Source organism: Nonomuraea sp. NPDC052129 (assembly GCF_040680095.1).
GTDB lineage: Bacteria > Actinomycetota > Actinomycetes > Streptosporangiales > Streptosporangiaceae > Nonomuraea.
The window spans coordinates 772,831-799,677 of the sequence record NZ_JBFAVX010000001.1 but is presented as its reverse complement, the minus strand read 5'-3'; the positions used below and the strand labels follow the sequence as shown (position 1 = coordinate 799,677).

Sequence of the window (26,847 nt, the reverse complement as noted above, 5' to 3'; positions counted from 1 at the left end):
GCCTGAGCGTCATCCGACCGCCGGTGCCGAGCGGCCGGAGACGGCTCACCCGGCACCCTTTCGGCGACCGGTTCGCGGAGAGCGTCAGCGGCGGCCGATCGACAGGACCGGTCCGGTGCGATCGGTGAAAAAGTCATCACCCTTGTCGTCAACGACGATGAATGCGGGGAAGTCGACCACTTCGATCTTCCACACCGCCTCCATCCCCAGCTCCGGATATTCCAGAACCTCCACCTTCTTGATGCAGTCCTGGGCCAGCCTGGCCGCGGGCCCGCCGATGGACCCCAGGTAGAAGCCTCCGTGCTCCCTGCAGGCGTCGGTCACCTGCTTCGACCGGTTGCCCTTGGCCAGCATCACCATCGAGCCGCCGGCGGCCTGGAAGCGCTCCACGTAGGAGTCCATCCGTCCGGCGGTCGTGGGGCCGAACGAACCCGACGCGTAGCCCTCCGGCGTCTTGGCCGGGCCCGCGTAGTAGACGGCGTGATCCTTCAAGTACTGCGGCATCTCGCCGCCCGCGTCGAGCAGGTCGGCGATCTTCGCGTGCGCGATGTCGCGGGCGACCACGAGCGGGCCGGTCAGTGAGAGTCGCGTCTTCACCGGATATTTCGACAGCTCGGCCAAGACCTCCGGCATGGGCCGGTTGAGGTTGATGGTGACGACGTCGTCCGAGAGGTGCTCGTCGGTGGTCTCCGGCAGGAAGCGGGCCGGATCGGTCTCCAGCTGCTCCAGGAAGACGCCCTCCGGCGTGATCTTGGCCAGGGCCTGCCGGTCGGCCGAGCAGGACACCGCGATGGCCACCGGGCAGGACGCGCCGTGCCGGGGCAGGCGGATCACGCGTACGTCGTGGCAGAAGTACTTGCCGCCGAACTGGGCGCCGATGCCGAGCTTCTGCGTCAGCTCGAAGACCTTGGCCTCCAGTTCCAGGTCGCGGAAACCGTGCGCGGAGGGGGAGCCCGAGGTGGGGATCGAGTCGAGGTAGCGGGCGCTGGCGTACTTGGCCGTCTTCAGCGCGTACTCGGCCGACGTGCCGCCGACCACGATCGCCAGATGGTACGGCGGGCAGGCCGCGGTGCCGAGCGAGCGGATCTTCTCCTCCAGGAAGGCCAGCATCCGCTTCTCGTTGAGCACGGCCTTGGTCTCCTGGTAGAGGAACGACTTGTTGGCCGATCCGCCACCCTTGGCCATGAACAGCAGTTTGTACTCGTCCGGGTGGCCGTAGGGGTCCTCGGCGTACAGCTCGATCTGGGCGGGCAGGTTGCTGCCGGTGTTCTTCTCCTCCCACATGCTCAGCGGCGCCATCTGCGAGTAGCGCAGGTTGAGGCGCGTGTAGGCGTCGTAGACGCCGCGCGAGATGTGCTCGGCGTCGCGCCCGTCGGTGAGGACGTGGCGGCCGCGCTTGCCCATGACGATGGCGGTGCCGGTGTCCTGGCACATGGGCAGTACGCCGCCGGCCGAGATGGAGGCGTTCTTCAGCAGGTCGAGTGCGACGAACCGGTCGTTGCCGCTGGACTCGGGGTCGTCGACGATCTTCCGCAGCTGGGCGAGGTGCGAAGGACGGAGGAAGTGGGAGATGTCGTGGATCGCGGTCTCGGTGAGCAGCCGCAGCGCCTCGGGCTCCACTTCGAGGAAGCTGCGCCCGGCGGCCTCGACCCGCCGCACGCCGTCCGGCGTGATGAGCCGGTATTGCGTCTCGTCGGCCCCCAGCGGCAGCAACTCGCTGTAATCGAACTCGCCCATGATCCTCCCCATTCGCCGCACAGAGCCTATCTTTTCTACCAGTCTTTTTTACGGCCAGCCCGGTGGGCCCCACCCGCCGACCGTGGCCGGGCCCTGTCCAGGGGCACGCTCCTCCGGTGGAGGTGGCGGGCCGCCGTGACGTGCGCGACGTCGGCCATCTGGGTGGTCTGTGCGGCGGCGTTGGCCGTCTGGGCGGTCCGTGAGACGGAGTCGGCCTTCTGGGGGCGGGCTGTCAGCTGACGGGGACCGGTTCCTGGTTCCTCGTGGTGGTCAGCCCGACCAGGATGCCCGCGATCACCAATGAGGCGCCCAGTAGGTCGAAGACCGTTGGGGTGGCGATGCCCAAAGCCAGGCCGGTGGTGATCGCTCCGACCGGGATGAGGCCGGCGAACAGGCCCGCGTGGCCCGGGCCGAGCTTGGGCAGCGCGGTGTACCAGAGGAAGAAGGCCAGGACGGTCACCACTACCGCCAGGTAGACGAAGCCGAGGGCCTGTGCCGTGGTCGGTGTCCTGAGCATGCCGGTGCCCTCCTTGACCAGGCCGATCGTGGCCAGCATGGGGACGGCCAGCACCGTCGAGTACGCCGACAGCCGGATCGCCCCCAGCTTCGGCAGCAGCGGGATGGCCAGCATCGAGAAGCTGACCTCGCCGACCAACGCGCCCAGCGCCCACAGCAGGCTGGGCAGGTCGCCGCTGCCGAGCCCGGTGGCCAGCGTCGCGCCCGCCACCACGACCACCGCGCCGGTCAGCAACCGGGGCGCGGGGCGGCCGCCGAGCAAGGCCAGGGCGAGCGGCACGGTGCCCAGCACGGTCCCGACCAGCGCGGGGCCGGAGGTACGGGTCGACTCGATCACGCACATGTTGAACAGCACCAGCCCGAGCAGCGTCAGGCCGACGAGCAACAACGTCTCGCGACGCGTCAGCCGGACGAACCGCAGGCCGAGCGCCCGGATGACGACGAGCCAGATCACCGCCGCGACCAGGTAGCGCACGGCCTGCCCGCCGTACACGGGGTAGTCCTGGATCAGGCCGGACACGCCCGCCAGCGTCCCCACGAGGAACATGGCGGCGGCGGCCCCGGCGACTCCGCTTCTCATAAAAAGGAGACTAGGGACACAATGGCTCATAGCAGCAGTCCAATGTTCCGCTAAAAGGATGGACCAATGTGGCTGACCTACATGTCCCGATAAATCGTGATCAAGGGGGCATCGCCGGGCAGATCGCGGCGGAGATTCGCGCGTCCATCCGGCACGGCCGCCTCGCTCCGGGCACCCGGCTGCCCGCCAGCCGAGACCTGGCCGCCGACCTCCAGGTCTCGCGGGGCGTCGTGGTGGAAGCGTACGAGCAGCTGGTGGCCGAGGGCTTCCTGATATCCCGCGTCGGCGCGGGCACCCAGGTGGCCCCCACCTCGGCCCGCTCGGCAATGGACGTGGTCCCCGCGAGTGGCCCGGTCTACAGCCCTCACTACGGCCACCGCCCCACCTCTCCCGATCTCGGCTGCTTTCCCCGGGAGCGCTGGCTGGCCTCTGTACGCCATGTGCTGACCACGATGCCCTCGGACGTGTTCGACTACGGCGACCCCGGCGGCGTCCCGGAGTTGCGTGACGAGCTGGCCGGTTACCTGCGGCGGGTCCGGGCGGCGGACGTACGCGCCGACAACCTGGTGATCGTCGGTGGGGTGGCCCAGGGGATCAGCCTGGCGCTCCACGTACTCACCCAGGGGACCCGCGGCCTGCGGCTGGCCGTGGAGGACCCGAACAGCCACCGCCAGGTCCCCCTCCTCCTGCGGGCGGGCGCCGAGCTCGTCCCCGTCCCGGTGGACGACCAGGGCCTGGTCGTGACGGAGCTGCGGGCGCGCGGCGCGGACGCGGTCCTGATCACTCCCGCCCACCAGTACCCCACCGGTGTCGTGCTCTCCCCGGCGCGGCGGGCCGCCCTCATGGAGTGGGCCGCCGAGAGTGGCGGGGTCGTGCTGGAGGACGACTACGACGCCGAGTTCCGCTTCGACCGCGACCCCGTCGGCTGTCTGCAGGGCCTCGCCCCCGCGCGGGTGATCCTCTCCGGCAGCGTCAGCAAGGCGCTGGCTCCCGGGCTGCGGCTCGGCTGGGTGGCGGCCCCCGCCGAGCTGGCCGAGTCCATGCGGCAGGCGAGAGGCGAGCTGGACCTGGGCTCGCCGGTCATCGACCAGTACGCCCTGGCCCACTTCCTGCGTACCGGCGGCTACGACAAGCACCTGCGCCGGATGCGCCGGGAGTACCGGCGCCGCAGGGACGCCCTGGTCAAGGCGGTGGCCGAGCACCTGCCCGAGGTGCGTGTCCGGGGCATCGCGGCGGGTCTGCACGCCTACCTGGACCTGCCGCCGGGCTCGGACGAGGACGCGTTCGTACGGCCGGCGCGCGAGCTGGGCCTGGCCGCCGACCCGGTCGGCCCGACGCGTCTCACGCCCGGACCGCCCGGGATCGTGGTCGGCTTCGCCCGCCTCCCGGCCCACCGCGCCGCAGAGGTCATCCAAGGCTTAAAGGTCAGAATGTCAGGACAAAATATTGACTGATGGAGAAGGTCGCGCTTAGAAAGAAATCCCCATCTCATTGGAGGCGCCATGCGCGTGGGACTGCTGGGCTTGGGCAGGATCGGCGCGTTTCACGCGGCCACCCTGGCCGCACATCCGCTGGTGGACGAGCTGATCGTCTCGGATCCCGTACGTGAGTCGCCGTACGGCAGGCCGGGAGACCCCTTCGAGGCGGACGCGCTGGTCATCGCCTCGCCGACCAGCACGCACGCCGAACTCCTGCTGAAGGCGTGCGGGCTGGGCATCCCGGTGTTCTGCGAGAAACCGGTCGCGGGGAGCGTCAAGGAGACCGTGGAGGTGCTCGCGGCCGGCCGGGGCAACCGGGTGCAGATCGGCTTCCAGCGCAGGTTCGACCCCGGCTACATCGACGCGGCGATGGCGCTGCGCGGGGGTGAGCTGGGGGAGTTGCACCGGGTTCACCTCATCACCGCGGATCCGGCGCCGCCGCCCGCCGAGTACATCCCGCTGTCCGGCGGGCTCTACCGCGACTGCCACATCCACGACTTCGACATCCTGCGCTGGGTGACAGGACGCGAGGTGGTGTCCGTGTACGCGACCGGCGCGAACCGGGGCGCCGCCTTCTTCGGCGCGGCGGGCGACGTCGACACCAGCGCCGCGCTGCTCACGCTCGACGACGGCACGCTGGCCACCCTGCAGGGCTCCCGCTACAACGGCGCCGGTTACGACGTGCGCATGGAACTGGCCGGCACGAAGGGCACCCGGGCCGTCGGCCTCGGGCCGCGCGCGCCACTTAGCAGCTCGGAAGGCCTGCAACCGCCCGGGGAGCCGTGGCCCGACTTCGTCACCCGCTTCGCCGACGCGTACGCCGCCGAGATCGACTGCTTCCTGCGCAGTGACGTGAGCCTGTGCTCCATCGAAGACGCCCTGGCGGCCCTGTACGTCGCCGAGGCCGCCGAAGTCTCCCGCCGCGAAAACCGCCCCGTCGAGGTCGCGGAGGTGACGCGGTGAGCTCGTCTGTCGCAAGTGGTGGAGGTGACGCGGTGAGCGTGTCCGTCGGAGTGGTGGAGGTGGCGCCATGAACCTGGCTGGAGCGCCCATCTCATGGGGCGTGTGCGAGGTGCCCGGCTGGGGCTTCCAGCTCCCGCCCGAGCGGGTGCTCGCCGAGATGCGCGACCTCGGCCTCACCGCGACCGAGCTGGGCCCGGACGGCTTCCTGACACCCGCCCTCATCGAGGAGTACGGCCTGAGCGTCGCGGGCGGGTTCGTGCCCGTGGTGCTGCACGATCCGGGTCACGACCCGCTCCCCGGGCTGCCCCCCGACCCGCCGGGCATGCTCGTGCTGGCGGCGGCCACCGGCGCCGACGGCTACGACACCCGGCCGGTCCTCGACGAGAAGGGCTGGGCGACGCTGCTGGCCAACCTCGACCGGATCGCCGCGGCGTACGGCCGTGGAGCGTCCCTGCACCCGCACGTCGGCACCATGATCGAGACCCGCGAGGAGGTCGACCGGGTGCTCGGCGGCAGCTCGATCCCGCTCTGCCTCGACACCGGCCACCTGCTGATCGGCGGTACCGACCCTGCCGCTCTAGCCGCGGCCGATCCCGGCCGCGTCGCGCACGTCCACCTCAAGGACGTCGACGCGTCGCTCGCCCGGCAGGTCGCCCGTGGCGAGCTCACGTACACGCAGGCCGTGCGCGCGGGCGTCTATCGGCCGCTCGGGCAGGGCGACGTGGACATCGCGGGCATCGTCTCCGGCCTTGAGAGCAGCGGCTACCAGGGCTGGTACGTCATGGAGCAGGACGTGGTCCTGTCCGGGCCGGGGGACGAGCCGATCCACGACGTACGGCGGAGCCTCGCCTATCTAGGGGTTGGCTGACTGTCATGCGGCCTCTTTGACCCGTCGCGGCTCGAAGCCCCGGGCCAGGACGATGATCACGGCGGACAGCACCAGCGGCGCGGCGAACGCCACCTGCATGTCGCTGGCGCTGGCGATGCCGCCGACCAGGGCCGCGCCCACGATGAAGCCGACGTAGTTGAACATGTTGACCCGCGCGATGGCCACCCCCGTCCCCGCCGGGTCGAGCCGCCCCGCCGCCGAGAACGACTGCGGCGCGATCACGGACAGCCCCACCCCGGTCAGGCCGAACGCCAGGATGGCCAGCGGCTGATTGGGCGCCAGGACGATGCCCAGGAAACCGAGGGTGGCGATCCCGCCGCCGATCCTGACGATCGCGGCCGGTCCGTACTTCCTGACGGCGACGTCGCCGCCGAGCCTGATCAGCAGCGTGGTGGCCTGGTAGGCGGCGTAGGCCAGCGGGACGACCGCGGGGGTCGCGGTCAGCACCTGCTGCATGTAGACGGTGCTGAAGTTGGAGACCGAGGCGTCCCCGACGTACAGGAAGGCCATCGCCAGGCAGAGCGGGATGATCGGCTTCCACGGGAACCTGCCGGCGGCCGTCGCGGCGGTCTCCTCGACCTTCTCCTCCTCGACGGTGCACAGCTGCGGCCCGGCGTACAGGGAGCCCGCCACCGCCACGACCATCGGAACCGTCATCGTGACGATCAAGGGAAGCTCGGCCGCGACCGATGCCCACAGCGCCCCGGCCGTGCTGAACACGCTCCACATGCAGTGGAAACCGTTCAGCACGGCCCGCCCGTAACGACGTTCGACCGCCACGCCCTGCATGTTGATGCCCGCGTCGACCGCGCCGAGCCCGAGGCCGAACAGCAGCAACGCGAGCACCAGCAGCGGCACGCTCGGCGCGAGGCTGATGAGCACCACGGCGACGGCCACGGCCGGCTGGGCGAGGCGTAGCAGCGGCTTGCTCCCCTTGCGCGAGGCGAACCAGCCGGCGCCCACGCTGCCCAGCCCGGCGAAGACCGGCACGATGAGCAGCAGGATCGTCAGGGCGCCCTCGTCGAGCCGGTGTTTGGTCTGCAGGTTCGCGACCTGGGCGAGCAGCGTGATGAACGAGAGGCCCTGCACCGCGTACACGACGAACGTGGCTATGCGGGCCTGGCGATCACGAGGAGTCGGCACGGCGGCCTCCTGATGGGGGGGAACGTGAGGCGGGGTCAGGTTAGCCGCTTGGCCAGCTCTTTCGCCACCATCCCACGGCCCTGTGACGGTGGTGGCTCGCGGATCAGCCCAGCGCTCGCCGTACGAGATCGTCGCTGAGCTCGCGCAACCGCTTCCGCGCCGCGAGATCGTATGCCTGGGCGTCGGCCAGGCTCTCCCGCAGCCCGTTGAAGTAACGCCCGCTCACGCCGTCGAGTCCGTCGATCAACTGCCGCGTCGCCGCCACGCCCTCGTCGACCGTGCTCATCACCGGCGCACCCGCCTCACGGACCATCGTGGTGTCCATGTACGTGGCCGGGTGCAGGGCGTTGACCGTCACGCCCTGCCCGGCCAGCTCCTCGGCCAGGTCGAAGGTGAACATGATCTGCGCGAGCTTGCTCTGGCTGTACGCGCGCTGGCGCCCGTAGCCGCGGGTCAGCATCGGGTCGGCGAAGTCGATCGCCTGTTGCCCGGCCGAGGCGACGTTCACCACCTTCGACGGCGCCGACTTGACGAGCAGCGGGAGCAGCCGCCGGGTCAGGTGGTATCCGGCCAGGTAGTTGACCGCGAAGCGGAGCTCGATGCCGTCCTGGCTCTCCGCGCGGCCGGAGCCGGGCGGACCGCCGCCCATCCCGGCGTTGTTGACCAGCACGTCGAGCCGGTCGAACCGATCGAGCACCTCGTCGGCCAGCCGATCCACCTGGCGCAGGTCGGCCAGGTCGGCCAGCACGCCTTCGGTGGTGCCGCCCACGTCGGCCCGCGTCCGCTCCGGGTCGGCCCGCTCTGCGTCGGCCCGCGCCCGCCGTACCCGCTCCGGGTCACGTCCATGCACGATGACCCGGTCGTCGGCGGCGAGCCGTCGCGCCAGCTCCCGCCCAAGCCCATCCGTCGCGCCGGTGATCAGGATCGTCCTCATGCCTTGAGCCTGCCCCCTCCGTCGACGGTCAGCACCGTTCCGGTGACGAAGGAGTTGCCCACCACGTAGGCGATCGTCGCCGCCACGTCCTCCGGCCGGCCCACCCGGCCGACCGGCGAGCTCCCCGCCGCGTGGGCGAACAGGGCCTCCCGCGCGTCGTCGGGGAGCCCGGACCACCACTCGGTGTCGATCACGCCGGGGGAGACGGCGTTCACCCGGATCGGGCCGAGCTCGACCGCCAGGCCGGGCACCGCGGCCTCGATCGCGCCGTTCACCGCCGCCAGAGCGGAGACGCCGGGGAAGGCCGAGCCCGCCGACGCCGCGGTCACGAACGTGATCGAACCCTCGGGATCGAGTACGTCCAGAGCGGCCTGCGCGGCCAGCAGGTGCGGGATCAGCTTGTTCTGTACGGCCTCGACCAGCGCCTCCCGCGTCAGTGAGCGCAGCGGCCCGGCGGGCCCGCGGCCGGTCACGGTGATGATCAGGTGGTCGATGGCACCGGTGCGGGCGAAGAGATCGCGCATCGCCTCGGTGTCACGGGCGTCCACGGCCTCGCCCGAGGCCCGGTCGCCGAGCAGCTTCACCGCGGCCGCCACCCGCTCGGCGGACCGGCCGGTGATGACCACCTCGGCGCCGTCGGCCGCCAGCCGGGCCGCCGTAGCCAGCCCGATGCCCGTGGTGCCGCCAATGATCACGACTCGCATCGTGTTTCCTCCTAATTCAAGACATCTTGCCTCGAAACTATATCGAGGCATCGTGTCTTGTAAAGTGGCGGGCATGGTAGGCAGACCGCGTAGCGAGGTGGCCAGGAAGGCGATCCTCAAGGCCGCGCTCGACCTGTGCGAGCGCGACGGATACCCGAACGTCACCCTGAAGGGCGTCGCCGCCGCGGCGGGCGTCGGCAGGCAGACCCTCTACCGCTGGTGGCCGACCAAGCGCGAGGTGCTGCTGGAGGCGATGACCGACCTGGTGGGGGCCGAGATGCGGCCCCCGCCCATCAGCGGGGACGCGGGGGCGGACCTGGTCGTGTTCCTGCGGGAGACGTTCGCGGTGGCCCATGGCGTGGCCGGGCGGGTGGTCGTGGGTCTCATGGCCGACGCCCAGGCCGACCCCCGGTTCGCCGCGGAACTGCGGGACAAGCTCATCGGCCCGCGCCGGCAGGCATTGCGCTCGGTGCTGGAACGCGGCGCGCTCCCGGCCGACGTGGACGTGGAGCTCGCGGTCGATCTGATCTTCGGCGCCATGTGGTACCGCCTGTTCAACCGCCACGCCGAAGTCGACGAGGCGCTCGCGGAGGAGATCGCGGCCCTGGTCGCGCGGCTCGGCTGACTTTCGGGGCACTTTCGGCTGGCGCGGCGCCGGAGGCGCGAGCGAAGTGGCCGACTGCCGGATATCGTCAGAAGTGTGAATGAACGCCCGGGATCCTGGTTGCCGCGCCTGCAAGAAGTCGGAGAACGGCTGGCCGAGGAATGGGTCTCGGCACGCCGTCCCAAAGAAGATGACAGTGCCCCGCGCCCGCACGAACTACGCGCATCCGACGAGGATCGCGAGCGGTTCGTCCAGGTGCTCCAGGACGCCCACGCCGACGGCCGCCTCATGCTCGACGAGCTGGAGGAACGGCTCGGCGTCGTCTACGCGGCCCGGACGCTGGGCGAGCTCGCCGCGGTGACGGCCGACCTGCTGCCGGCGGAGCAGCAACCGCTGAACCTCGACGGCAGGCCGGTGTCGGCGTTCTTCAAGCAGGAGCAGCGCGGCGGACGCTGGGTGGTGCCCGCCGAGCTGAGCGTGACCGCCATGTTCGGCACCACCAAGCTGGACCTCCGCGAAGCCATCCTGCAGAACCGGCGCGTCATCATCAACGCGACGCTGGTCTTCGGCGGCCTGGAGATCCACGTGCCCGAGGGCCTTGAGGTGATCCGCGTCGCCAAGGGCAACACGGTCCGGCTGACCAAGCAGCCGACCGAGCCCGAAGCACCGGTGGTCGAGGTACGCACCACGAACTTCGCGGGCGACGTCAAGGTCAAAGAGCCGCCCCGCCGCAAGCGCCGCCGCTGATCCCTATCCCTATCCGGCCCTATCCCTAACCGGTCCCTATCCGGCCGTGTCGAAGTTGATCGCGCTGTAGGCGCGCAGCTTCGTGAGCTGGTGCTCGCTGTCCACCTTGCGGATGGTGCCGGAACGCCCGCGCATCACCAGCGAGTGCGTCAGCGCCACCCCGCCCCTGAACCGTACGCCCTGCATGAGCTCGCCCTGCGTGATGCCCGTCGCCGCGAAGAACACATCCTCCGAACGCACCAGGTCGTTCGTGGTCAGCACCTGGCCGAGGTCGTGCCCGGCGTCGAGCGCCTTGCGCCGCTCGGCGTCGTCGCGCGGCCACAGCTTGCCCTGGATGACGCCGCCCAGGCACTTGAGCGCGCACGCGGCCACGATGCCCTCGGGCGTGCCGCCGATGCCCAGCATCAGGTCGATGCCGGTGTCGGCGCGGGCCGCCATGATCGCGCCCGCCACGTCGCCGTCGACGATGAACTTGATCCGCGCCCCGGTCTCCCTGATCTCCTTGACCATCTGCTCGTGCCGTGGGCGATCGAGTACGACGACCGTCACGTCGGATGCCGAACAGCCCTTGGCCCTGGCGACCGCCTGGATGTTCGTGGCCACCGGAGCCTCGATGTCGACCACGTCAGCGGCGTCGGGGCCGGTGACCAGCTTCTCCATGTAGAACACGGCCGACGGGTCGTACATCGAGCCGCGCTCGCTCACCGCGATCACCGACACCGCGTCCGGCATGCCGAGCGCCGTCAGCCGGGTGCCGTCGATCGGGTCCACGGCCACGTCGCAGTCGGCGCCGCTGCCGTCGCCGACGCGCTCGCCGTTGAACAGCATCGGGGCGTGGTCCTTCTCGCCTTCCCCGATGACCACCACCCCGTTCATCGACACGGTGTTGATCAGCTGGCGCATCGCGTTGACCGCGGCGCCGTCGGCGCCGTTCTTGTCGCCCCTGCCCACCCAGCGGGCCGCCGCCATCGCGGCCGCCTCGGTGACGCGTACGAGTTCCAGAGCCAGGTTGCGATCAGGGGCGCGCTCTCCCGTGGCCAGCGCTGCGGGTACGGACGTCTGATCGGACATGATGAAGGGCCTCCTCGTGGACAAACTGTCTCGATCGTAGTTGTCCCTGTATCCCCGGTCACCGGAGGATAATGTGCCTGCCATGAGCAGCGATGTGGAACAACCGGCGACAGCCCGCACCTCCGGGCGAGGCGCGGCCACGCGCAGCGCGCTACTCAAGGCCGCCAGAGACGTCTTCGTCTCCAAGGGTTTCGCCGAGGCCGGAGTGACCGATGTGGTGGCCAAGGCCGATGCCAGCGTGGGCAGCCTCTACCACCACTTCTCCGGCAAGGCCGACCTCTACCTCACGCTGTTCGAGGAGTGGCAGGGCAGGCAGGCCCAGCGGACCAAGCAGGCCGCCCGCGAGGCTCGCGCCGAAGGAGAGAGTGACCCGATCCGGGTCTTCATCCGCGCCGCCCGCGCCTACCTCGACGGGTGCATCGAGGAACGCGAGCTCGCCGCGCTGTTCCTGCGCGGCGACGGGCCGCCCGGCTTCGAGCTCGTCATGCGCGCCCGCCTGCGTAAATGGGCCGAGCGCAACGCCGCGCTCTTCGAGGACCAGGGGGCGCTGGTGGTCGTCCTCACCGGCGCGCTCGCGGCCGCCGTCTCCGAGGTGGTGCTGTCGGACAACCCCGCGCTGGCCGAGGACGTGCTCGCCATCATCGGCCAGATCCGCCCGGCCGCCTCGTCGGGCGGCGGGTAGATCCGCCCGCTCGTTCGGTCGGGCGGCGGGTAGATCCGCCTGGCCGCTTCGTCGGGCGGCACCACCAGCGGGTAATCTCGCCAGTTGTGCGACGGTTCACGGAAGGTTTCTACGGCTACGCGGTAGCCCTGCTCGTCTGTCTTGTGGGGGTAGGGCTGTTCCTGCTGGTCACGCCGCAGAGCCGGGAGGAGCACATCCCCAAGCTCAACTACTCCATCACCGTCGCCAACTTCGCACATGACGTGCCCTACCAGGTGTGGGCGCCCGCGAAGGACCCGGCGGGCTGGATCCCCAACAGCAACAAGATCGCCAAGGGCTCCGGCGGGGCTCAGGTCCTCTACCTGGGCTATGCGACGGCCAAGAGGCAGCACGCCATGTTCGTGCAGAGTGACGAGAAGCCGGCCGCCGGGTTCGCCGACCGGATGGCCAACTCCAACCGGGCCGTGGGCACCCAGCAGGTGGCCGGGCAGCCCTGGGAGCAGCGCTTCCGCGAGGACAAGAAACAGCGCTCGCTGATCCGGGTGCTGCCGGAGGTCACACTGGTCGTCACCGGCACGGCCGACTGGACCGAACTGGGCGAACTGGCCGCCATCCTGCAGCAGCGACCGAAGCCGACGAGCTGACCCGCGCCTCCGACCCGGAGGTGGCGGGCTGACGCGTGGCGATGGGCTGACGACCTGCGGCTCCGACCGGGAGGCGGCGGGCTGACCTGCGGCGGCGGCCGGAGGCGAGGGGCTGAGCCGCTCCTCGCCGGGGCTCCTCGGCGGGCCAGGGCGCGGGATGTCGGTGCCTGACTCTAGGGTGGTGCCCGTGGCAGAAGAGAAGGCACCCTCATACGAGCAGGCCCGCGAGGAGCTGACCGAGGTGGTGCGCCGCCTGGAGACGGGCGGGCTCACCCTGGAGCAGTCGATCGAGCTGTGGGAGCGCGGCGAGAAGCTGGCCGCCATCTGCGAGGAGTGGCTACAGGGCGCCCGGGTGAAGCTCGCCGCCGCCATGGCCCGTCGCGCCGACCCCACCACCAACCAGTCGGACGACGCCCCGTTCTAGTCGCCCGCAGTCGGACAACGTCCCACGGCCGGACGACGCCCCGTTCCAGCCGCCGGGCAGCCGGACTGTTCTAACTCCGGACCGTTCTAACTGCCGGGCAGCCGGACGAAACCTCTGGCCGCCCAGGCAGTCGGACGACGCCCGTTCTGGCCGCTGATGCCCGTCAGGCGGAGCGGTGGAGGGCCACTACCGGGATGCGGCGGGTGGTCTTCTCCTGATACTCCGCGAAACCCGGGGCGATCGTGACCACGTGGGCATAGAGCCTGTCGCGCTCTTCCTCGCCCACGACCTCGGCCGTGAGCTCGTACGTCTCCGTCCCGATCTCGGCGGTCACCTCGGGGTTGGCGACCAGGTTGTGGTACCACGCCGGGTGGTGGTCCGCACCGGCGTACGAGGCGATGACGATGTAGCGGTCACCGTCCTCGAAGTACATCACCGGGCTGGTCGTGCGCTTGCCGCTCTTGGCGCCCGTGGTCGTCAGAAGCACCAGGTTGGCACCCTCGAACATGCCCCCGACCTTGCCCTTGTTGGCACGGAACTCGGCGATGATCTGCTCGTTGAACTCGTTCGCCATTATCGCTCCTCGAATCGGAAATTTCTCCCTTTATGGCAGCCAAAGCCTAGCCGGAGAAATTTCCGTTTACCACGTTTATGCTCAGTCTGTGTGCGAGCGTCGATCCCTGCCGATCATCGGACAGCCCCAGCCCGAACGGGCTGACGCGGCGCGCAACAGGCAGAAGATCATCGAGGTGGCCGCCAAGATGGTCGCCGACGGGTGTATCGGCCGGCTCTCCCTCGACGAGGTCGCCCGTGAAGCGTGCGTGGGGGTCGGCACCGTCTACCGTCGCTTCGGGGATCGGGCGGGGCTGGTGCTGGCGCTGATCGACGATCGCGAGCGGCGTTTCCAGAGTGACTTCCTGCGCGGCCCGCCGCCGGTCGGGCCGGGCGCGCCTCCTGCCGAGCGGATCAGGGCGTTCCTGCACGCGCTGATCGATCGGGTGGTGGCGCAGATGGACCTGTTCCTGCTGCTCGGGCCGCCGACCGCGCAGCTCAGCGGGGCGTACAGGGCGCATCACACCCACCTGGCCGGGCTCCTGGCCCAGGTACGCCCGGAAGGCGCGAGTTTCTTGGCCGACGCGCTGCTGGCGCCGATCAACGCCCATCTGCTCCAGTACCAGCGGGACGTACGCGGCATGTCGATCGAGGAGATCAAGGCCGGATTCGACACCCTGACCCAGGCGATCAGGACATGAGGCAAGCCGTCTCAGGCGGTTTCGTCGGAGGCCTTCTTGCGGGGCTTGCGGGGTTTGGCCGGGTCTTCCGTACGGACGGTCAGGCGGTCGTCGCTGAGCCGGATCGTCAGTAGGGAGCCGGGGGCCACGTCCTTAGCCAGCCGGACGACCTCCCCGGACGGATCCTGGACGATGGCGTAGCCGCGTTCGAGCGTGGCGGCGGGTGAGAGGGCGACGAGCCGGGCGCGGAGATGCGACAGCGAGTCCTCCGCGCGGTCGAGCGAGCCGCCCAGCGAGCGTCTGGTCCGGTCGCGGAGGGCCTCGACCTGCTCGGCCCGGCGTTCGAGCTCGCGCACCGGGTCGGCCAGCGAGGGCCGGGAACGCGCCGACGTCAACCAGGACATCTCCCGGTCGAGCCAGCCGCCGAGCACCCTGCGACCCCTGTCGCGCAGCTGGCGCACCAGCGTGAGCTGCTCGCCCACGTCGGGCACCACCTTCTTGGCGGCGTCAGTCGGCGTCGAGGCCCGCACGTCGGCCACCAGGTCGAGCAGCGGACTGTCCTGCTCGTGGCCGATCGCGCTCACGACAGGAGTGCGGCAGGCGGCCACGGAGCGCACCAGCGTCTCGTCGGAGAACGGCAGGAGGTCCTCCAGGGAGCCGCCGCCACGGGCGATGACGATCACCTCGATCTCGGCGTCCGCGTCGAACTTGCGCAGCGCCTCGGTGACCTCGCCCACGGCGTACGGGCCCTGTACGGCCACTTCCTCGACCTTGAACCGCACGGCCGGCCAGCGGCGCCTGGAGTTTTCCAGCACGTCACGCTCCGCCGCCGAGTCGCGGCCACAGATCAGCCCGACCGTGCCGGGCAGGAACGGCAGCCGCCGCTTCCTGTCGGCGTTGAACAGGCCCTCGGCGGCCAGCAGCTGGCGCAGCCGTTCGAGCCGCGCGAGCAGCTCGCCCACGCCGATCGGCCTGATCTCCAGCGCGGTGAAGGCGAACGAGCCCTTGTTGACCCAGAAGTCGGGCTTGACGTGCACCACGACCCGCGCGCCGTCGGCCGGGCGGGGCATGGTCGCTTCGTAGACGCCGCGCGGGGCGGTGACCCGGGCCGACACGTTGGCCACCGGGTCGCGCAGCGTCATGAACACCGTGCCGCCACGCGCGCTCAGATCGGTGATCTGGCCCTCGACCCAGACCGTGCCCAGCTTGCCGATCCAGCCGCCCACCATCTGCAGGACGGTGCGGATCGGCAGCGGAGACTCGGGCGAGGTCTTCGAGGTCATGGCGGAAGACTACGGTGCCAGGACGACTTATTCCCCGGCCTGCAGCTTGACCAGGCGGTTCTCGAACATCCGGACAACCTCGGGCCGGCCGCTCGTGGCCTGCTCGTACGCGATGAGCTCGGTGATCTGCTCGGCCGACTTGCCGCGCATCCTGGCGCGCAGGGAGGCGACGGTCAGCTCGGAGTAGCCGGGCAGCGGCTCGGCCAGGTCGGTGGCGGTCTTCGTCTCGGTGACGGCCGCTGCCTCGGCGGTGGCCTTCGCCTTGGGAGTCGCCTTCGGCTTGGGGGTGGCCTTTGCCTTGGGGCTTGCCTCCGCCTCGGTGGTCGCCTCTGCCTCGGCGGCGGTCACCGTCTCCGTGGCGGCCTTGGCCTTGGGGGTGGCCTTCGGCTTGGCGGCGGCCCGGGGCTTGGCAGGGGTACGCGGCTTGGTGGCCCGCGCGGGCTTGACCTCGACGGCCTCCGGCGCGCCGACCGGCTCCGCCCCGGCCACCGGCTCAGGGGCGACAGCGGGCTCGACGGTGGCGACTTCAGGCTCGGGCGCGACTTCAGGCTCGGGGGCGACGGCAGGCTCGACGGTGGCGGCCTCGGGCTCGGGCGCGATCTTGGGCTCAGGGACGGCAACGGGCTCGGGCTCGACAGCGGGCTCAACGGTCGCGGCCTCTGCCGCGGCCACCGGCTCGGGGACGGCGGTCGGCTCGGGAGTGGTCACCGGGGCGGGCGCGGCAGCAGCGGTCTCGGTGGTGGTTGCCTCGGGCTTCGGCTTGGCCGCCGGGGCGAAGATGACCGGGTCCGGCTTGGTCTTGGGGGAGCCGTTGGACGCGGGGGTGTCGGACGGCGTGGGGCGCGGCGCGAAGATGACCGGCTCCTTGCGAGCGGGCTTCGCCACCTCCTCGTCCGCGGTCACGGGCGGCGTCACCTGGTCGGCGGCGGACGGGCGGGAGTCGTGGTCCGCCTCCTTGTCCTCCTTGCCGCCGATCCCCTTGATCGAGTTCTTCATCCGGTCGACGAGCAGCAGCGCCTGACCGGCCGCGCTCAACGTGGTCTGGATCACGAGGAGGGGAAGGTCTTTGGCCTTCTCCTTCAGCTCGTCCTTGTTGGTGATGGTCTTCGTGATGTTGCGTATCACGTCGCTGAGGGACATGACGTCTCCCTGGGAGGTCTGTATTGGACGGCCAGTCTGGCACGGCGGGCAACCACGCACGCGCGGGCCTGTTGGCCGCTCCACGTAGCATAAGAAGTATGGAGCCCCAGACCCCCACTTCCCGCCGAGTCCTCGTTGCCCGGCCACGCGGCTACTGCGCCGGAGTCGATCGAGCCGTGGTGGCGGTCGAGAAAGCACTGGAGCAGTACGGTGCGCCCGTCTACGTGCGTAAGCAGATCGTCCACAACACGCACGTGGTCAAGACGCTGGAGGCCAGAGGCGCGATCTTCGTCGAGGAGACCGAAGAAGTGCCCGAGGGCGAGATCGTGGTGTTCTCGGCCCACGGTGTCTCACCCGCGGTGCACAACGAGGCCAGGCAACGCGGATTGCGCACGATCGACGCTACCTGCCCGCTGGTCACCAAGGTGCATAACGAGGCAAAGAGGTTCGCGGGTCAGGAATACGACATCCTGCTGATCGGACACGAGGGGCACGAAGAGGTCGAGGGCACCGCTGGTGAGGCGCCCGACCACATCCAGCTCGTCGACGGCCTCGACTCCGTCGACCGGATCCAGGTCAAGGACCCGTCCAAGCTGGTCTGGCTGTCGCAGACCACGCTCTCGGTCGACGAGACCAACGAGACTGTGGCCAAGCTCAAGGAACGCTTCCCCACGCTGATCGACCCGCCCAGCGACGACATCTGCTACGCGACGCAGAACCGCCAGGTCGCGGTCAAGGAGATCGCCGCCGAGTCGCAGCTGGTCATCGTGGTCGGGTCGGAAAACTCCTCCAACTCCAAGCGCCTGGTCGAGGTGGCCAAGGACTACGGCGCCGACGCCTCCTACCTGGTCGACAACGCCACCTTCATCCGTGACGAGTGGCTCGAGGGCGTGACCACGGTCGGCGTGACCAGTGGCGCCTCGGTGCCGGAAGAGCTGGTCGCCGAGGTGCTGGCCCGGCTGGCCGAGCACGGGTTCGACGACGTCGCGGAGGTCGAGCCGGTCCACGAGAGCGTGCGCTTCGCACTGCCGCACGAGCTCCGCAAGGACCTCCGAGCCTCCTGACCTCGTACGCGCGTAACCTCGTCGGCGGGTCCGGCGGGTCCGGCGGGTCCGGCGGGTCCGGCGGGTCCGGCGGGTCCGGCGGGTCCGGCGGGTCCGGGCCTGGCCGGGCGCTCGGCGTTCCCGGCGGCTTGGTCAGTCCCCGGTGCCCGGGTTACTCCTCGGTGCGCGCCGTGCCGTACACCTTGGGCTCGAAGTAGCCCTCAGGCTCCGGTACGAACGACTGGCGCGGGCGCGGCGCTTCGGCGCCCGCCCGCAGCTCCTCGCGCAGGTCCCGTACGTTGTCGCGCAGCCCGCGACGCCAGGCGACGACCAGCACGATCGCCGAGCCCGCGAACAGCCAGGGCGCCCCACGCGACAACGAGCTGAACAGGCCGACCAAGAGCGACTGCATGATCGACAGCGCGCCGAACGCCCGGCCCAGCTCGACGAAGAACGTCGCGACGAAGAACACCAGCGGCGGCGTCACCACCAGCGACAACAGCTCGCGCGGGTTGACCAGGAGCACGCCGAGCAGGCTCGCCACCACGAACACCGGCCCGACCACGATCGGCAGGTTGATCACGGCGGCCACGACATAGGCCGCCAGCGTGGCGATCAAGGCGAGCGCGATGGCACCGCGAGCGGTCAGCCTGACGGCTGATCGCTTGCCTCTCTCACTCATTGGCCCCCGCCCCCTTACTGCGACCCGTTGGCCAACTTACCGTTCGCGTGCGAGATCAGAGACGAGGTTTCCAGCAGTTCGGGCGAGGCCAGCGGCCTGGGCAGGCCCTCCAGCATCTCCGGAGCCTCGAGTTCGCCGTCGACGACGCCCAGATCGTGCAGCTTGCGCGCGCTGACCAGCACGCGGCTTTCGAGCGATCCCACAGTCTTGTTGTAGGCCTCGACGGCCCGGGTCAGGGACTTGCCCAGGGACTCGACATTCCTTCCCAGCGACGAGAGCCGCTCGTACAACTCCTTGCCCAGCTCGAACACCGCGCGCGCGTTCTCGCTCAGCGCGGCCTGCTGCCAGGCGTACTGGGCGGTGCGCAGCATCGTGATCAGCGTGGTCGGGGTCGCGATGTGCACGCGGCGCGTCATCGCGTACTCCAGCAGCGCCGGATCCCGCTCCAGCGCGGGCGCCAGGAACGCCTCGCCGGGGATGAACAGCACCACGAACTCCGGCGACGGGTTGAACCCCTGCCAGTACGTCTTGGCGGCCAGCCGGTCGACGTGCTCGCGTACGTGTCTGGCGTGCGCGTCGAGCCGCACGGTGGCCAGCGAGTCGTCGGCCGCCTCCGCGGCCTCCAGATAGGCGGCCAGCGACACCTTGGAGTCGATCACGATGTTCTTGCCGCCGGCCAGCCGCACGATCATGTCGGGCCGCATGGCGCCCTCGGTGACCTGCTCGTCGAAGTCGCAGTAGCGCTGCATCCCGGCGATCTCGGCGACCCTGCGCAGCTGCAGCTCGCCCCACCGGCCACGGGCCTCGGGCCGTTGCAGCGCGCGGACCAGCGCCGTGGTCTGCGAACGCAGCTCCGCGCTGCTCTGCCGGACGAACTCCATCTGCTTGGCCAGCTCGGCCCGGCCGGCGCGCTGGGCCGACTCGGTGTCGCGCAGTTGGGCCTCCACCCGCGTGAGCGCGTCCTTCAGTGGTTCGACCAGGTGCTCGACCGCCTGCCTGCGCTGGTCGAGGTCGCCGCTGGCCTCGGCGCGGCTGGCGGCCAGCCGGGTCTCGGCCAGCTCCAGGAAGCGGAGGTTGTTGACGTCGAGCGCGCGGGTGGACAGCGCCTGGAAGCGCTCGGCGAGCTGCTCCTCGACGTAGACGAGCTTGTCGGCGGCCGATCTGGCCTTGGCGTCGGACTCGGCCAGCCGCACCGCCGCCCGGGTGCGGGCGATCATGAACCCGATGGCCAACCCAACGGCGAGGCCGATGAGAAGCGAGACGACATCCACTCCTTCGCTATCCACTCCAACGATGATTGCAGGTCATTGATCGCGGATCTCTCCGACACGCTTGGGCATTCCGCTTGTGCGCCTCACCATAAGTCACCCAGAGTACTTGTATGGTTACTCGATGGCGGCCGACGCTGTCGCTCGTGGCGGCGCTCGCCGTGGCGGCCGGCGTGGTCGCGCTGGCGGTGGTGGTCGTCCGCGCCGGCTCCCCGCGCCCCGTCACCGCCCCGAACCCCCGGCCGGCGCTGCGGTGGGAGGCCGGCGCGTGCGTACGCCGATCCGCCGAACGCTACGACCTGACGCCCTGCAACGGCGGCGACGCCGAGGTGGTCGCCTTGTCCGCCGACCCGCCGGGGCCGGGCGCCTGCCCCGACGACGTCGACGACGTCCTGCGCATCGACGGAGGGCGCGCCGCCTGCGTACGCAACTTCCTCGAACCGCACCCCGGCGCGCCGGGCGGTGGCGGGGGAGTGCTCAGGCCGGGCGACTGCGTCGCGCTCGACGGCCGCGAGCGGCCGTGTTCGGGGTCAGGCTGGTACGGCAGAGCCGTCGCCCTCGTCCGTTCACCGTCGAGTTGCCCCGCGACCACGCTCGACACGCTGACTTTGGACGGTCCGGCACCCGGCACACCGTCCGGCGACGCCGTGATCTGCCTGGGCCGCGGCGGCAAGGTGCTCGGCCGGGGGATGTGCGTGGCCGAGCCGGGCCCTGGCGCCGTGACCAGGTCGGCGATCGACCGGGTCGCCTGCGCGTCGCCGAGGGCCTGGGCGCGGGTGACCGCCTTCGCCGAGTCCGCCGCGAGCTGCCCGGGCAGCTCCGAGCGCTACCTGGAGGCTCGGGGCGCCTATCGGCCCGTGACCTGCCTGAGTCTTGTGAGCAAGTAAACTCGGCGAACGTGAGCCTCTCCATCGGCATTGTCGGTTTGCCCAACGTCGGCAAGTCCACGCTGTTCAACGCGTTGACCAAGACCGGCAACGCCCTAGCCGCGAACTACCCGTTCGCCACCATCGAGCCCAACGTGGGCATCGTGGGCGTGCCCGACGACCGGCTGCCCAAGCTGGCCGAGATCTTCTCCTCGGCGAAGGTGCTGCCCGCCAAGGTGGAGTTCGTCGACATCGCCGGCCTGGTCAAGGGCGCCTCGGAGGGGCAGGGGCGGGGCAACCAGTTCCTCGCCAACATCCGCGACACCGACGCGATCTGCCAGGTGATCCGGGTCTTCACCGACCCCGACGTCACGCACGTCGACGGCGAGATCTCCCCCAAGCGCGACATCGAGACCATCAACACCGAGTTGATCATGGCCGACCTGCAGACGGTCGAGAAGGCCATCCCGCGCCTGCAGAAGGAGGCGCGGCACAACAAGGACAAGAAGGTCGCGCTGGAGGCGACCGAGGCCGCCCTGGCCGTGCTCGAGACCGGCAAGACCATCTTCGAGAGCGGGCTCGACCGCGAAGAGCTGCGCGAGCTCCACCTGCTGACGGCCAAGCCGTTCCTCTACGTGTTCAACCTCGACGCCGACGAGCTGATCGACTCCGCGCTCCGCGAGCAGCTCTCCACCCTGGTCGCCCCGGCCGAGGCGGTCTTCCTCGACGCCAAGATCGAATCGGAGCTGGTGGAGCTCGACGACGAGGAGGCGCTGGAGCTGCTGCAGTCGGTGGGTCAGGAGGAGTCCGGCCTGTCGCAGCTGGCCAGGGTGGGCTTCGAGACGCTCGGCCTGCAGACCTACCTGACGGCCGGCCCCAAGGAGACCAGGGCCTGGACGATCCGTAAGGGCGCCACCGCGCCCGAGGCCGCCGGCGTGATCCACACCGACTTCCAGCGCGGCTTCATCAAGGCCGAGGTCGTCTCGTTCGACGACCTGGTCGAGGCGGGCTCCATCGCCAGCGCCCGCTCGGTGGGCAAGGCCCGCATCGAGGGCAAGGACTACGTCATGCGTGACGGCGACGTCGTGGAGTTCCGCTTCAACGTCTAATACGTGTGGCGAAAGTCCGTCTGACCTGTGGCGGAGTGGGTTGGGCGGCCTTTGCGGTCGGCGCAGAGTCCGCAGCGTGCTGACTTCGGTCAGAATGCTAGCCACCGTTACCGCCGGCTAGCGTTCAGGCGCTGGAGGACCTCCTGGGCACGGACCTGCGACAGGTCATCGCCCGGTACTGACGTCAAGCGCTGGCTCCGCTATGCAGGGTCGCTCGGAAACAGAGGCTCGTAAGGCAGGTAATCGTCGTCCGGCACGCGCGGGACGTAGTCCGGGGCCGTGCGTGCAGCCACCGCCAGCCTCCTCCTCGGAGATGGAGGCAAGCCCGAGGGCGTGCAGAAGGCGGCCGCGTTCGGTGTCGAAGTCCGGGTGGTCGGCCCGAAGGTCCGAGTCTTCACCCAGCTGTACGACCGCTACATCGACACGGAGGAAGAGTTTCCGCCGTCACCGCGTATCGCGGACTACGTTGCTGGGCTCTTGAGTCCGGTCGCTCGCCACTGAGAGGGGCCCGCGCGGGGGTCAGCCGATTCACTGTTGGTTGATACGACCCGAGTGCTATCATGGCTGATATCAGCTGAGGAGGTGGTTCTGATGTCATCCATCGTCGTCCGGGGGCTCGAGGAGTCCGTAAAGAAGCAGCTCGCCGTTCAGGCGAAGGAGCATGGCCGCTCCATGGAAGCCGAGGTCCGCGACATCCTTACGAAGGCCGCGCGCCGGCCCCACATCGGCCTGGCGCTCATGCGGGCCGCGCAGGAGGCTGGCGGGATCGACGATCTCGTTATCCCTGAGCGCAGCGACGTCGCGCGAGCGGTGGACTTCGAGTGATCGTCCTCGACACGAATGTCATCTCGGAGATCTTCCGACCGAAGCCCGATGCCCGCGTCGTGGCATGGCTGGAGTCTCTCGCCGGCGATGTGGCCATCACCTCCGTCACGCTCGCCGAGCTTCTGGCCGGCGTGCGCCGTCTCCCAGACAGCAAGCGCAGGTCGGCGCTAAGCGCGACGATTGAATTCGCGCTGCAGCCCTACCGGGAGACCAGAGCAGTGCTGTCGTTCGACGAAGAGGCGGCAGCGCACTACGCCGACGTCCTCGTTGTGCGCGAACAGGCCGGACTGCCCATCAGCACGGCAGACGCCCAGATCGCTGCGATCTGCCGGTCCCACAAGGCCGCGTGCGCGACCCGCAACATCAAGGACTTCGTGCAGACGGGAATCGAACTGCTCGACCCATGGACAGACTGAGCTGGCTCCCTCGCTGCGCCCGACGAGCTGGCCGCTTGGCCGCTTTGAGCGGCGGATTTTCCACCCGGGAACCCCTTCGCCGCTGCCCGAGCCCGCCCCCGAAGCGCGTGGGCTCGGCGGGTGTGATGGGCCCCTGAACCCCGGGGGTTCCTCGGTCGCGGCATCCCGCCGGATTCTCCGCCCCCGGGCTGTCGCGGCTCAGGGGTGAATCCCACAACGACGGATTGCGTCGAAGTAGAGTTAGACGCATTCCGTCGCAGTCGAGGTGTGGGAGGGTGAGTGACGAAGGGCCTGCCGTCCAAGCCGGACGACGTAGTCGATCGGGACCGGGAGTGGGATCTACTCGCGGAGTTCCTCACCGATCCGGACCCGGCGATGCGGCTCGGCATCGTGTCCGGGCGGCGGCGGCATGGGAAGTCGTACCTTCTGCAGGCACTGTCCGAGCAGGTCGGCGGCCTGTATGTCACAGCCGTGCGGGAGGAAGGGCGGCTGCCCGCGATCCGGCGGTTCAGTGACGCGGTCGCCACCCACGCCGGCCTGCGGCCGGGGAGTTTGCGCCTGACCGACTGGCGTGACGTCCTGTCCAATGCCCTTGATGTGACCGCCCGTTCGTCGCACCCGCTCCTGGTGATCGATGAATTGCCGTACCTGCTCCAGCACTCGCCCGAAATCCCGGGACTGCTGCAACAGCTCTACGACGAGCGCCAGCGCGGTGCCCGGCCCGGTGCCGGGCCGGGCCCGCGGCTGATCCTGTGCGGCTCCGCGATGAGCGTCATGCACGAACTTCTCTCGGGGACCAAGCCGCTGCGCGGCCGTGCGGTGGTCGATCTACGGCTGGGTGCCTTCGGCTACCGGGCCAGCCGGGACTTCTGGCGGATCGATGACCCGCTGACTGCGCTGAAGGTGCACGCGGTCCTCGGCGGAGCCCCGGGCTACCGGCCGGTGGCTGCCCGTCCGCATCCGGACGACGGCTTCGACGCCTGGCTGACCCGGACGCTGCTCGATCCGGGGCGTGCGGTGTACTCCCGCGCCGAGACCGAGTACCTGCTGCGCGAGGACCCGAGGATCACGCAGCACACCCTGTACTACGACATCCTCACTGCGATCGCGCGGGGTGCCAGCACCCCCAGCAAGATCGGTGCTGCCCTGGAGCGCCCGCGCAACGCCGTCGCTTACCCCCTCGGAGTGCTGGAATCCACCGGCTACATCCGGCGCGAACAGGACATCCTCCGCTCCAGGCACCCCGTCATCACCCTCGCCGACCCCGTTATCCGCTTCAACCAGCTCATCACCCTCCCGCAGGCCGCCGCCGTCGAGCAGGGGTTCGCCGAGCAGGTGTGGCAGCAGGCCGCTCCGACCTTCAACTCCAAGATCCTCGGACCGCACTTCGAGGACCTGGCCCGTGACTTCACCCGCCGTTACGCCCACACCCTGCTGCCCGGTGGACTGCCCGGCCCGGTCGGCACCACCGAGGTCGCCGACCAGGCCGCCCGTACGAAGCACGAGGTCGATGTCATCGCCTTGGCCGCCGGCGAGCGCCCGCAGGCCCCTCGGGCGAGGATCGCGCTCCTCGGTGAGGCCAAGGCGACAGTCGCTCGCCGAGGGACCGGTGACCTGGAGCGCCTGGAACGTATCCGTGCCCTGCTCGCAGATCAGGGGCATGACACTGCTGCCACCACTCTGGCCCTGTACTCTCTGCACGGCTTCCACCCCGACCTGGTCGAACTGGCCGACCGCCGTGACGACCTCCTCCTGGTCGATCTGCTCACCCTCTATGGCAGCTGAGCTCCAGAGTGGCCGGTCTTCGGACGTGCCTGCTCTGGGGAGGGATGGGGGGCGCGTACCAGGTGAAGGCCGACTCTGCCTCGCGCATCCGTTCCTCCAAGCCCTCTGGAGTGTCGTCTTCGACGACCAACGGCCTCGGTGCCGGCCAGGCCGCTATGGCGTAGAAACGGCGGTTGCCGAGACTGTAGAGCACGCTCCAGCCGGGCCATGCCTGATCGAGTAGTTCGGCCTCGGCGCGGGCCGGGCCATCCCACAGGCGGCGGTACGCCTTCGTGTGAGCCTGGCCCTTACGGTGGCGGCCGGGGGCGCGGGCAGGGCGTCGCCGGATCATGAGACCACCCGTTCGGCGATCTCTTCCTGCCGGGCGACCTCGACCTTCAGCGCGTCGAAGGTGTCGGCGTCCACAGTGGGTTCCGCCCCTGCGCGCAACGCGTCCGGAGGGAACGCTTCGCGGCGGACGGCCCAGAAGCGGCCCCTGTCGCTGAGGATCAGCCGCCAACCGGGAATCGTCGGTTCGGGCGTAGCGGTCTTAGCATCGTCCATGGGTCGCAGCTCCTGTGCGATCAAGGAACCCCGTATGGCCTGCCCGCCTGCGGGGTTCCGCTTTACGTAGCGCTGATTGATGCCATAGTTGAAGCGACTCAGCGTGTTGGACAAGACACGTAGCGTTGCTCTGGGGTCGGTGCAACGCGTGCAACGGATCGCGAGGCAGCCGTGATCAGACAATCGACATCGACGATTTCAACGACCTGGCAGGAGTTCGGCAGTGCTCTGCGGACATGGCGCGAACGGCGCGAACTGAGCCTGCGTGACCTTGCCGGGCGGATTCGATGGGACTACTCATTGATCGCCAAGTGGGAGCAGGGGAAGAACCGCCCGCCCGTCGAGGCGATCACGGCCCTTGACGCCGAACTCGGCGCCGGGGGCGAACTGGTGACCCACGCGCTTCGTGCGGCCATGGCCGATACCGATCGGCTGCGCAGGGGTACCGTCCAAGGAAACGCCTCAACACGGGATGAGGGTGAGGATGTGGAGCGCAGACGACTGATGCGGGACGCGGCTGCCATCGCCGCTGTAGGTGTGCTGGCTCCTGTGCTGACCTCGTTGACTGACGCATTGGCCGTCGCGCAACGGCCGGTGCCGGGCGCGAGCGTGTCACAGGGGATGATCGACGACTGGGAACATGCAGCCGATGTCCACGCGCAGCGAGCACGCTTCGAGCCGGCCGCCGCCGTTCTCGCCGCGCTCGCGGTCGACTACACCGACATGGCTCCGCATCTGGGCCGTGCTCAACCCGATGCCGTGCAGCGTGACCTCTCCCATGCCGCCGCGCGTCACGCGGCCCTGATCGGTGGCAAGTGGTTCGACCTGGGCAACCGCCGCGAGGCGCAGCGCTGGTGGGCACAAGCCCGGCAGTTGAGCGAACGGTCCGGTGATGACCTCCTGGCGTCATTGCTGAGAGGCTGGGAAGCGAGTTACCGGCTATATGATCCGAGTGAGGATCTCGACCGTGTGCTTCTCGTGGCGCGCGAAGCACGTCGTCTCGCGGGAGATGCCCCCAACGCGCCACTCGTGTCCGCTCTCGCAGTCGAGGCCATGATCCTTTCAATGATCGGGCGTCACGTTGAGGCGATCACCGCGCTACGCCGCAGTGAGGAGACATACGAGCGGCTGTCTTCCTCGGCCGACCCACATCAAGGCCGTGCGCTGTGGTACGACCGAACGCTGATCCACACTCTCGCGGGGAACACCAAGCGCGCCGAGGATGCCCGCCGTACGGCCGAGAGCCTCTATCCGGCGGGGCATCGCACAGCGACCCTGCTCGCGCTCCACGGTGCCGCGCTCCACGCTCGAACTGATCCCGTCGAGGGCACGCATCAGGCGTTGCGACTCCTCGACGCACTACCCCCCACGCGGCACGATACCCGAGTGATCTCAGCGGCCCGTCTGATCATCGACGCCTTGCCGGAGAAGGCCCGCGCTCTGCCTTCGGCGCGTGAACTGCGCGCCCTGACGGTGGGCGCCCGGTCGGCTTGAGCCGGACCCGACGATGCCCCGCTGGTGGATAACCGGCCGCGGACAGACCAACCGCGGCCGAAAGAT

General features: G+C 69.8%; 30 protein-coding genes. 17 read left to right on the top strand and 13 right to left on the bottom strand.

The annotated features are described in order from the left end of the window. Nucleotides 1–84: 84 nt before the first annotated feature. A complete protein-coding gene (locus AB0L53_RS03725; RefSeq protein WP_363989746.1) occupies nt 85–1,737 on the bottom strand; it encodes a fumarate hydratase in 1,653 nt (550 codons plus the stop codon). 232 nt (nt 1,738–1,969) lie between these two features. Next, nucleotides 1,970–2,833 (bottom strand): DMT family transporter, encoded by an 864-nt coding sequence (locus AB0L53_RS03720; RefSeq protein WP_363989743.1) that lies wholly within the window; start codon nt 2,831–2,833, stop codon nt 1,970–1,972. A 68-nt stretch (nt 2,834–2,901) separates the two neighbouring features. Between AB0L53_RS03720 and AB0L53_RS03715 the strand changes: the two genes are divergently transcribed. The 3 genes from AB0L53_RS03715 (at nt 2,902) to AB0L53_RS03705 (ending at nt 6,142) form a co-directional block, all read left to right on the top strand. Next, the gene (locus AB0L53_RS03715; protein WP_363989739.1) at nt 2,902–4,287 is read left to right on the top strand and encodes a PLP-dependent aminotransferase family protein; all 1,386 of its coding nucleotides are present in this window, start codon (nt 2,902–2,904) and stop codon (nt 4,285–4,287) included. Between the two features lie 48 nt (nt 4,288–4,335). Continuing rightward, nucleotides 4,336–5,274 (top strand): Gfo/Idh/MocA family oxidoreductase, encoded by a 939-nt coding sequence (locus tag AB0L53_RS03710; RefSeq protein WP_363989737.1) that lies wholly within the window; start codon nt 4,336–4,338, stop codon nt 5,272–5,274. Between the two features lie 67 nt (nt 5,275–5,341). Further along, nucleotides 5,342–6,142, top strand: a complete 801-nt coding sequence (locus AB0L53_RS03705) for a TIM barrel protein (protein WP_363989734.1) — start codon at nt 5,342–5,344, stop codon at nt 6,140–6,142. 3 nt (nt 6,143–6,145) lie between these two features. Here AB0L53_RS03705 and AB0L53_RS03700 read toward each other — a convergent pair whose 3' ends face one another. From AB0L53_RS03700 to AB0L53_RS03690, 3 genes are all read right to left on the bottom strand, one after another. After that, nucleotides 6,146–7,306 carry an MFS transporter gene (locus AB0L53_RS03700; RefSeq protein ID WP_363989731.1) on the bottom strand — a complete coding sequence of 387 codons (1,161 nt, stop codon included), beginning with the start codon at nt 7,304–7,306 and terminating at the stop codon, nt 6,146–6,148. Nucleotides 7,307–7,409: 103 nt separating this feature from the next. After that, nucleotides 7,410–8,240: an SDR family NAD(P)-dependent oxidoreductase gene (locus tag AB0L53_RS03695; protein WP_363989729.1), complete on the bottom strand. Its 831-nt coding sequence runs from the start codon at nt 8,238–8,240 to the stop codon at nt 7,410–7,412. Continuing rightward, nucleotides 8,237–8,944, bottom strand: coding sequence for an SDR family oxidoreductase (locus AB0L53_RS03690; protein WP_363989726.1), 708 nt, complete (start codon nt 8,942–8,944; stop codon nt 8,237–8,239). The genes AB0L53_RS03695 and AB0L53_RS03690 overlap by 4 nt, the downstream gene beginning before the upstream one ends. A 73-nt stretch (nt 8,945–9,017) precedes the next feature. Here AB0L53_RS03690 and AB0L53_RS03685 point away from each other — a divergent pair, with 73 nt between their 5' ends. Together AB0L53_RS03685 and AB0L53_RS03680 are read left to right on the top strand one after the other, a co-directional pair. After that, on the top strand, nt 9,018–9,569 hold the full coding sequence (locus AB0L53_RS03685) for a TetR/AcrR family transcriptional regulator (protein WP_363989723.1): 552 nt from the start codon (nt 9,018–9,020) through the stop codon (nt 9,567–9,569). A 75-nt stretch (nt 9,570–9,644) separates the two neighbouring features. Next, complete coding sequence (locus AB0L53_RS03680; RefSeq protein ID WP_363989721.1) at nt 9,645–10,295, top strand: DUF1707 domain-containing protein; 651 nt, start codon at nt 9,645–9,647, stop codon at nt 10,293–10,295. A gap of 36 nt (nt 10,296–10,331) precedes the next feature. On the opposite strand, the gene glpX is transcribed toward AB0L53_RS03680, so the two are convergent. Next, a complete protein-coding gene (gene glpX, locus AB0L53_RS03675) occupies nt 10,332–11,366 on the bottom strand; it encodes a class II fructose-bisphosphatase (protein ID WP_358541520.1) in 1,035 nt (344 codons plus the stop codon). Between the two features lie 82 nt (nt 11,367–11,448). On the opposite strand from glpX, the gene AB0L53_RS03670 reads away from it, so the two are divergent. The 3 genes from AB0L53_RS03670 (at nt 11,449) to AB0L53_RS03660 (ending at nt 13,095) form a co-directional block, all read left to right on the top strand. Further along, nucleotides 11,449–12,048, top strand: coding sequence for a TetR/AcrR family transcriptional regulator (locus AB0L53_RS03670; RefSeq protein WP_363989717.1), 600 nt, complete (start codon nt 11,449–11,451; stop codon nt 12,046–12,048). 86 nt (nt 12,049–12,134) lie between these two features. Beyond that, nucleotides 12,135–12,671: a DUF4245 domain-containing protein gene (locus AB0L53_RS03665; RefSeq protein WP_363989714.1), complete on the top strand. Its 537-nt coding sequence runs from the start codon at nt 12,135–12,137 to the stop codon at nt 12,669–12,671. Between the two features lie 157 nt (nt 12,672–12,828). After that, nucleotides 12,829–13,095 carry an exodeoxyribonuclease VII small subunit gene (locus AB0L53_RS03660; protein WP_225296495.1) on the top strand — a complete coding sequence of 89 codons (267 nt, stop codon included), beginning with the start codon at nt 12,829–12,831 and terminating at the stop codon, nt 13,093–13,095. A 163-nt stretch (nt 13,096–13,258) separates the two neighbouring features. Here AB0L53_RS03660 and AB0L53_RS03655 read toward each other — a convergent pair whose 3' ends face one another. After that, on the bottom strand, nt 13,259–13,669 hold the full coding sequence (locus tag AB0L53_RS03655) for a nitroreductase family deazaflavin-dependent oxidoreductase (protein WP_363989711.1): 411 nt from the start codon (nt 13,667–13,669) through the stop codon (nt 13,259–13,261). Nucleotides 13,670–13,757: 88 nt separating this feature from the next. On the opposite strand from AB0L53_RS03655, the gene AB0L53_RS03650 reads away from it, so the two are divergent. Beyond that, nucleotides 13,758–14,348 carry a helix-turn-helix domain-containing protein gene (locus AB0L53_RS03650; RefSeq protein ID WP_363989708.1) on the top strand — a complete coding sequence of 197 codons (591 nt, stop codon included), beginning with the start codon at nt 13,758–13,760 and terminating at the stop codon, nt 14,346–14,348. An 11-nt stretch (nt 14,349–14,359) separates the two neighbouring features. Here AB0L53_RS03650 and xseA read toward each other — a convergent pair whose 3' ends face one another. Further along, nucleotides 14,360–15,610: an exodeoxyribonuclease VII large subunit gene (gene xseA / locus AB0L53_RS03645; protein WP_363989706.1), complete on the bottom strand. Its 1,251-nt coding sequence runs from the start codon at nt 15,608–15,610 to the stop codon at nt 14,360–14,362. Nucleotides 15,611–15,637: 27 nt separating this feature from the next. Then, a complete protein-coding gene (locus tag AB0L53_RS03640) occupies nt 15,638–16,750 on the bottom strand; it encodes a hypothetical protein (protein WP_363989703.1) in 1,113 nt (370 codons plus the stop codon). Between the two features lie 98 nt (nt 16,751–16,848). Between AB0L53_RS03640 and AB0L53_RS03635 the strand changes: the two genes are divergently transcribed. Continuing rightward, entirely contained in the window at nt 16,849–17,814 is a 966-nt protein-coding gene (locus AB0L53_RS03635) for a 4-hydroxy-3-methylbut-2-enyl diphosphate reductase (protein WP_358541493.1), read from the top strand. A 151-nt stretch (nt 17,815–17,965) separates the two neighbouring features. Here the strand turns inward: AB0L53_RS03635 and AB0L53_RS03630 are convergent, their stop codons facing one another. Together AB0L53_RS03630 and AB0L53_RS03625 are read right to left on the bottom strand one after the other, a co-directional pair. Next, nucleotides 17,966–18,475 (bottom strand): DUF6542 domain-containing protein, encoded by a 510-nt coding sequence (locus tag AB0L53_RS03630; protein ID WP_357944099.1) that lies wholly within the window; start codon nt 18,473–18,475, stop codon nt 17,966–17,968. A gap of 14 nt (nt 18,476–18,489) precedes the next feature. Next, nucleotides 18,490–19,761, bottom strand: a complete 1,272-nt coding sequence (locus AB0L53_RS03625) for a DNA recombination protein RmuC (protein WP_363989699.1) — start codon at nt 19,759–19,761, stop codon at nt 18,490–18,492. 95 nt (nt 19,762–19,856) lie between these two features. Here AB0L53_RS03625 and AB0L53_RS03620 point away from each other — a divergent pair, with 95 nt between their 5' ends. The 6 genes from AB0L53_RS03620 (at nt 19,857) to AB0L53_RS03595 (ending at nt 24,744) form a co-directional block, all read left to right on the top strand. Next, nucleotides 19,857–20,630, top strand: a complete 774-nt coding sequence (locus tag AB0L53_RS03620) for a hypothetical protein (RefSeq protein ID WP_363989696.1) — start codon at nt 19,857–19,859, stop codon at nt 20,628–20,630. Nucleotides 20,631–20,641: 11 nt separating this feature from the next. Further along, entirely contained in the window at nt 20,642–21,718 is a 1,077-nt protein-coding gene (gene ychF / locus AB0L53_RS03615; protein ID WP_363989693.1) for a redox-regulated ATPase YchF, read from the top strand. A 279-nt stretch (nt 21,719–21,997) separates the two neighbouring features. After that, nucleotides 21,998–22,219, top strand: coding sequence for a hypothetical protein (locus AB0L53_RS03610; RefSeq protein WP_363989691.1), 222 nt, complete (start codon nt 21,998–22,000; stop codon nt 22,217–22,219). Nucleotides 22,220–22,309: 90 nt separating this feature from the next. Continuing rightward, complete coding sequence (locus AB0L53_RS03605) at nt 22,310–22,543, top strand: toxin-antitoxin system (protein WP_357944107.1); 234 nt, start codon at nt 22,310–22,312, stop codon at nt 22,541–22,543. Then, nucleotides 22,540–22,959 carry a type II toxin-antitoxin system VapC family toxin gene (locus AB0L53_RS03600; RefSeq protein ID WP_357944108.1) on the top strand — a complete coding sequence of 140 codons (420 nt, stop codon included), beginning with the start codon at nt 22,540–22,542 and terminating at the stop codon, nt 22,957–22,959. Before AB0L53_RS03605 ends, AB0L53_RS03600 begins: the two co-directional genes overlap by 4 nt. Nucleotides 22,960–23,238: 279 nt before the next feature. Further along, on the top strand, nt 23,239–24,744 hold the full coding sequence (locus tag AB0L53_RS03595) for an ATP-binding protein (protein WP_363989687.1): 1,506 nt from the start codon (nt 23,239–23,241) through the stop codon (nt 24,742–24,744). On the opposite strand, the gene AB0L53_RS03590 is transcribed toward AB0L53_RS03595, so the two are convergent. Continuing rightward, nucleotides 24,725–25,075, bottom strand: coding sequence for a hypothetical protein (locus tag AB0L53_RS03590; RefSeq protein ID WP_363989684.1), 351 nt, complete (start codon nt 25,073–25,075; stop codon nt 24,725–24,727). The genes AB0L53_RS03595 and AB0L53_RS03590 overlap by 20 nt on opposite strands. Further along, complete coding sequence (locus AB0L53_RS03585; RefSeq protein ID WP_363989681.1) at nt 25,072–25,401, bottom strand: hypothetical protein; 330 nt, start codon at nt 25,399–25,401, stop codon at nt 25,072–25,074. The genes AB0L53_RS03590 and AB0L53_RS03585 overlap by 4 nt, the downstream gene beginning before the upstream one ends. A gap of 57 nt (nt 25,402–25,458) precedes the next feature. Between AB0L53_RS03585 and AB0L53_RS03580 the strand changes: the two genes are divergently transcribed. After that, on the top strand, nt 25,459–26,781 hold the full coding sequence (locus AB0L53_RS03580) for a helix-turn-helix transcriptional regulator (RefSeq protein ID WP_363989678.1): 1,323 nt from the start codon (nt 25,459–25,461) through the stop codon (nt 26,779–26,781). Nucleotides 26,782–26,847 lie beyond the last annotated feature (66 nt).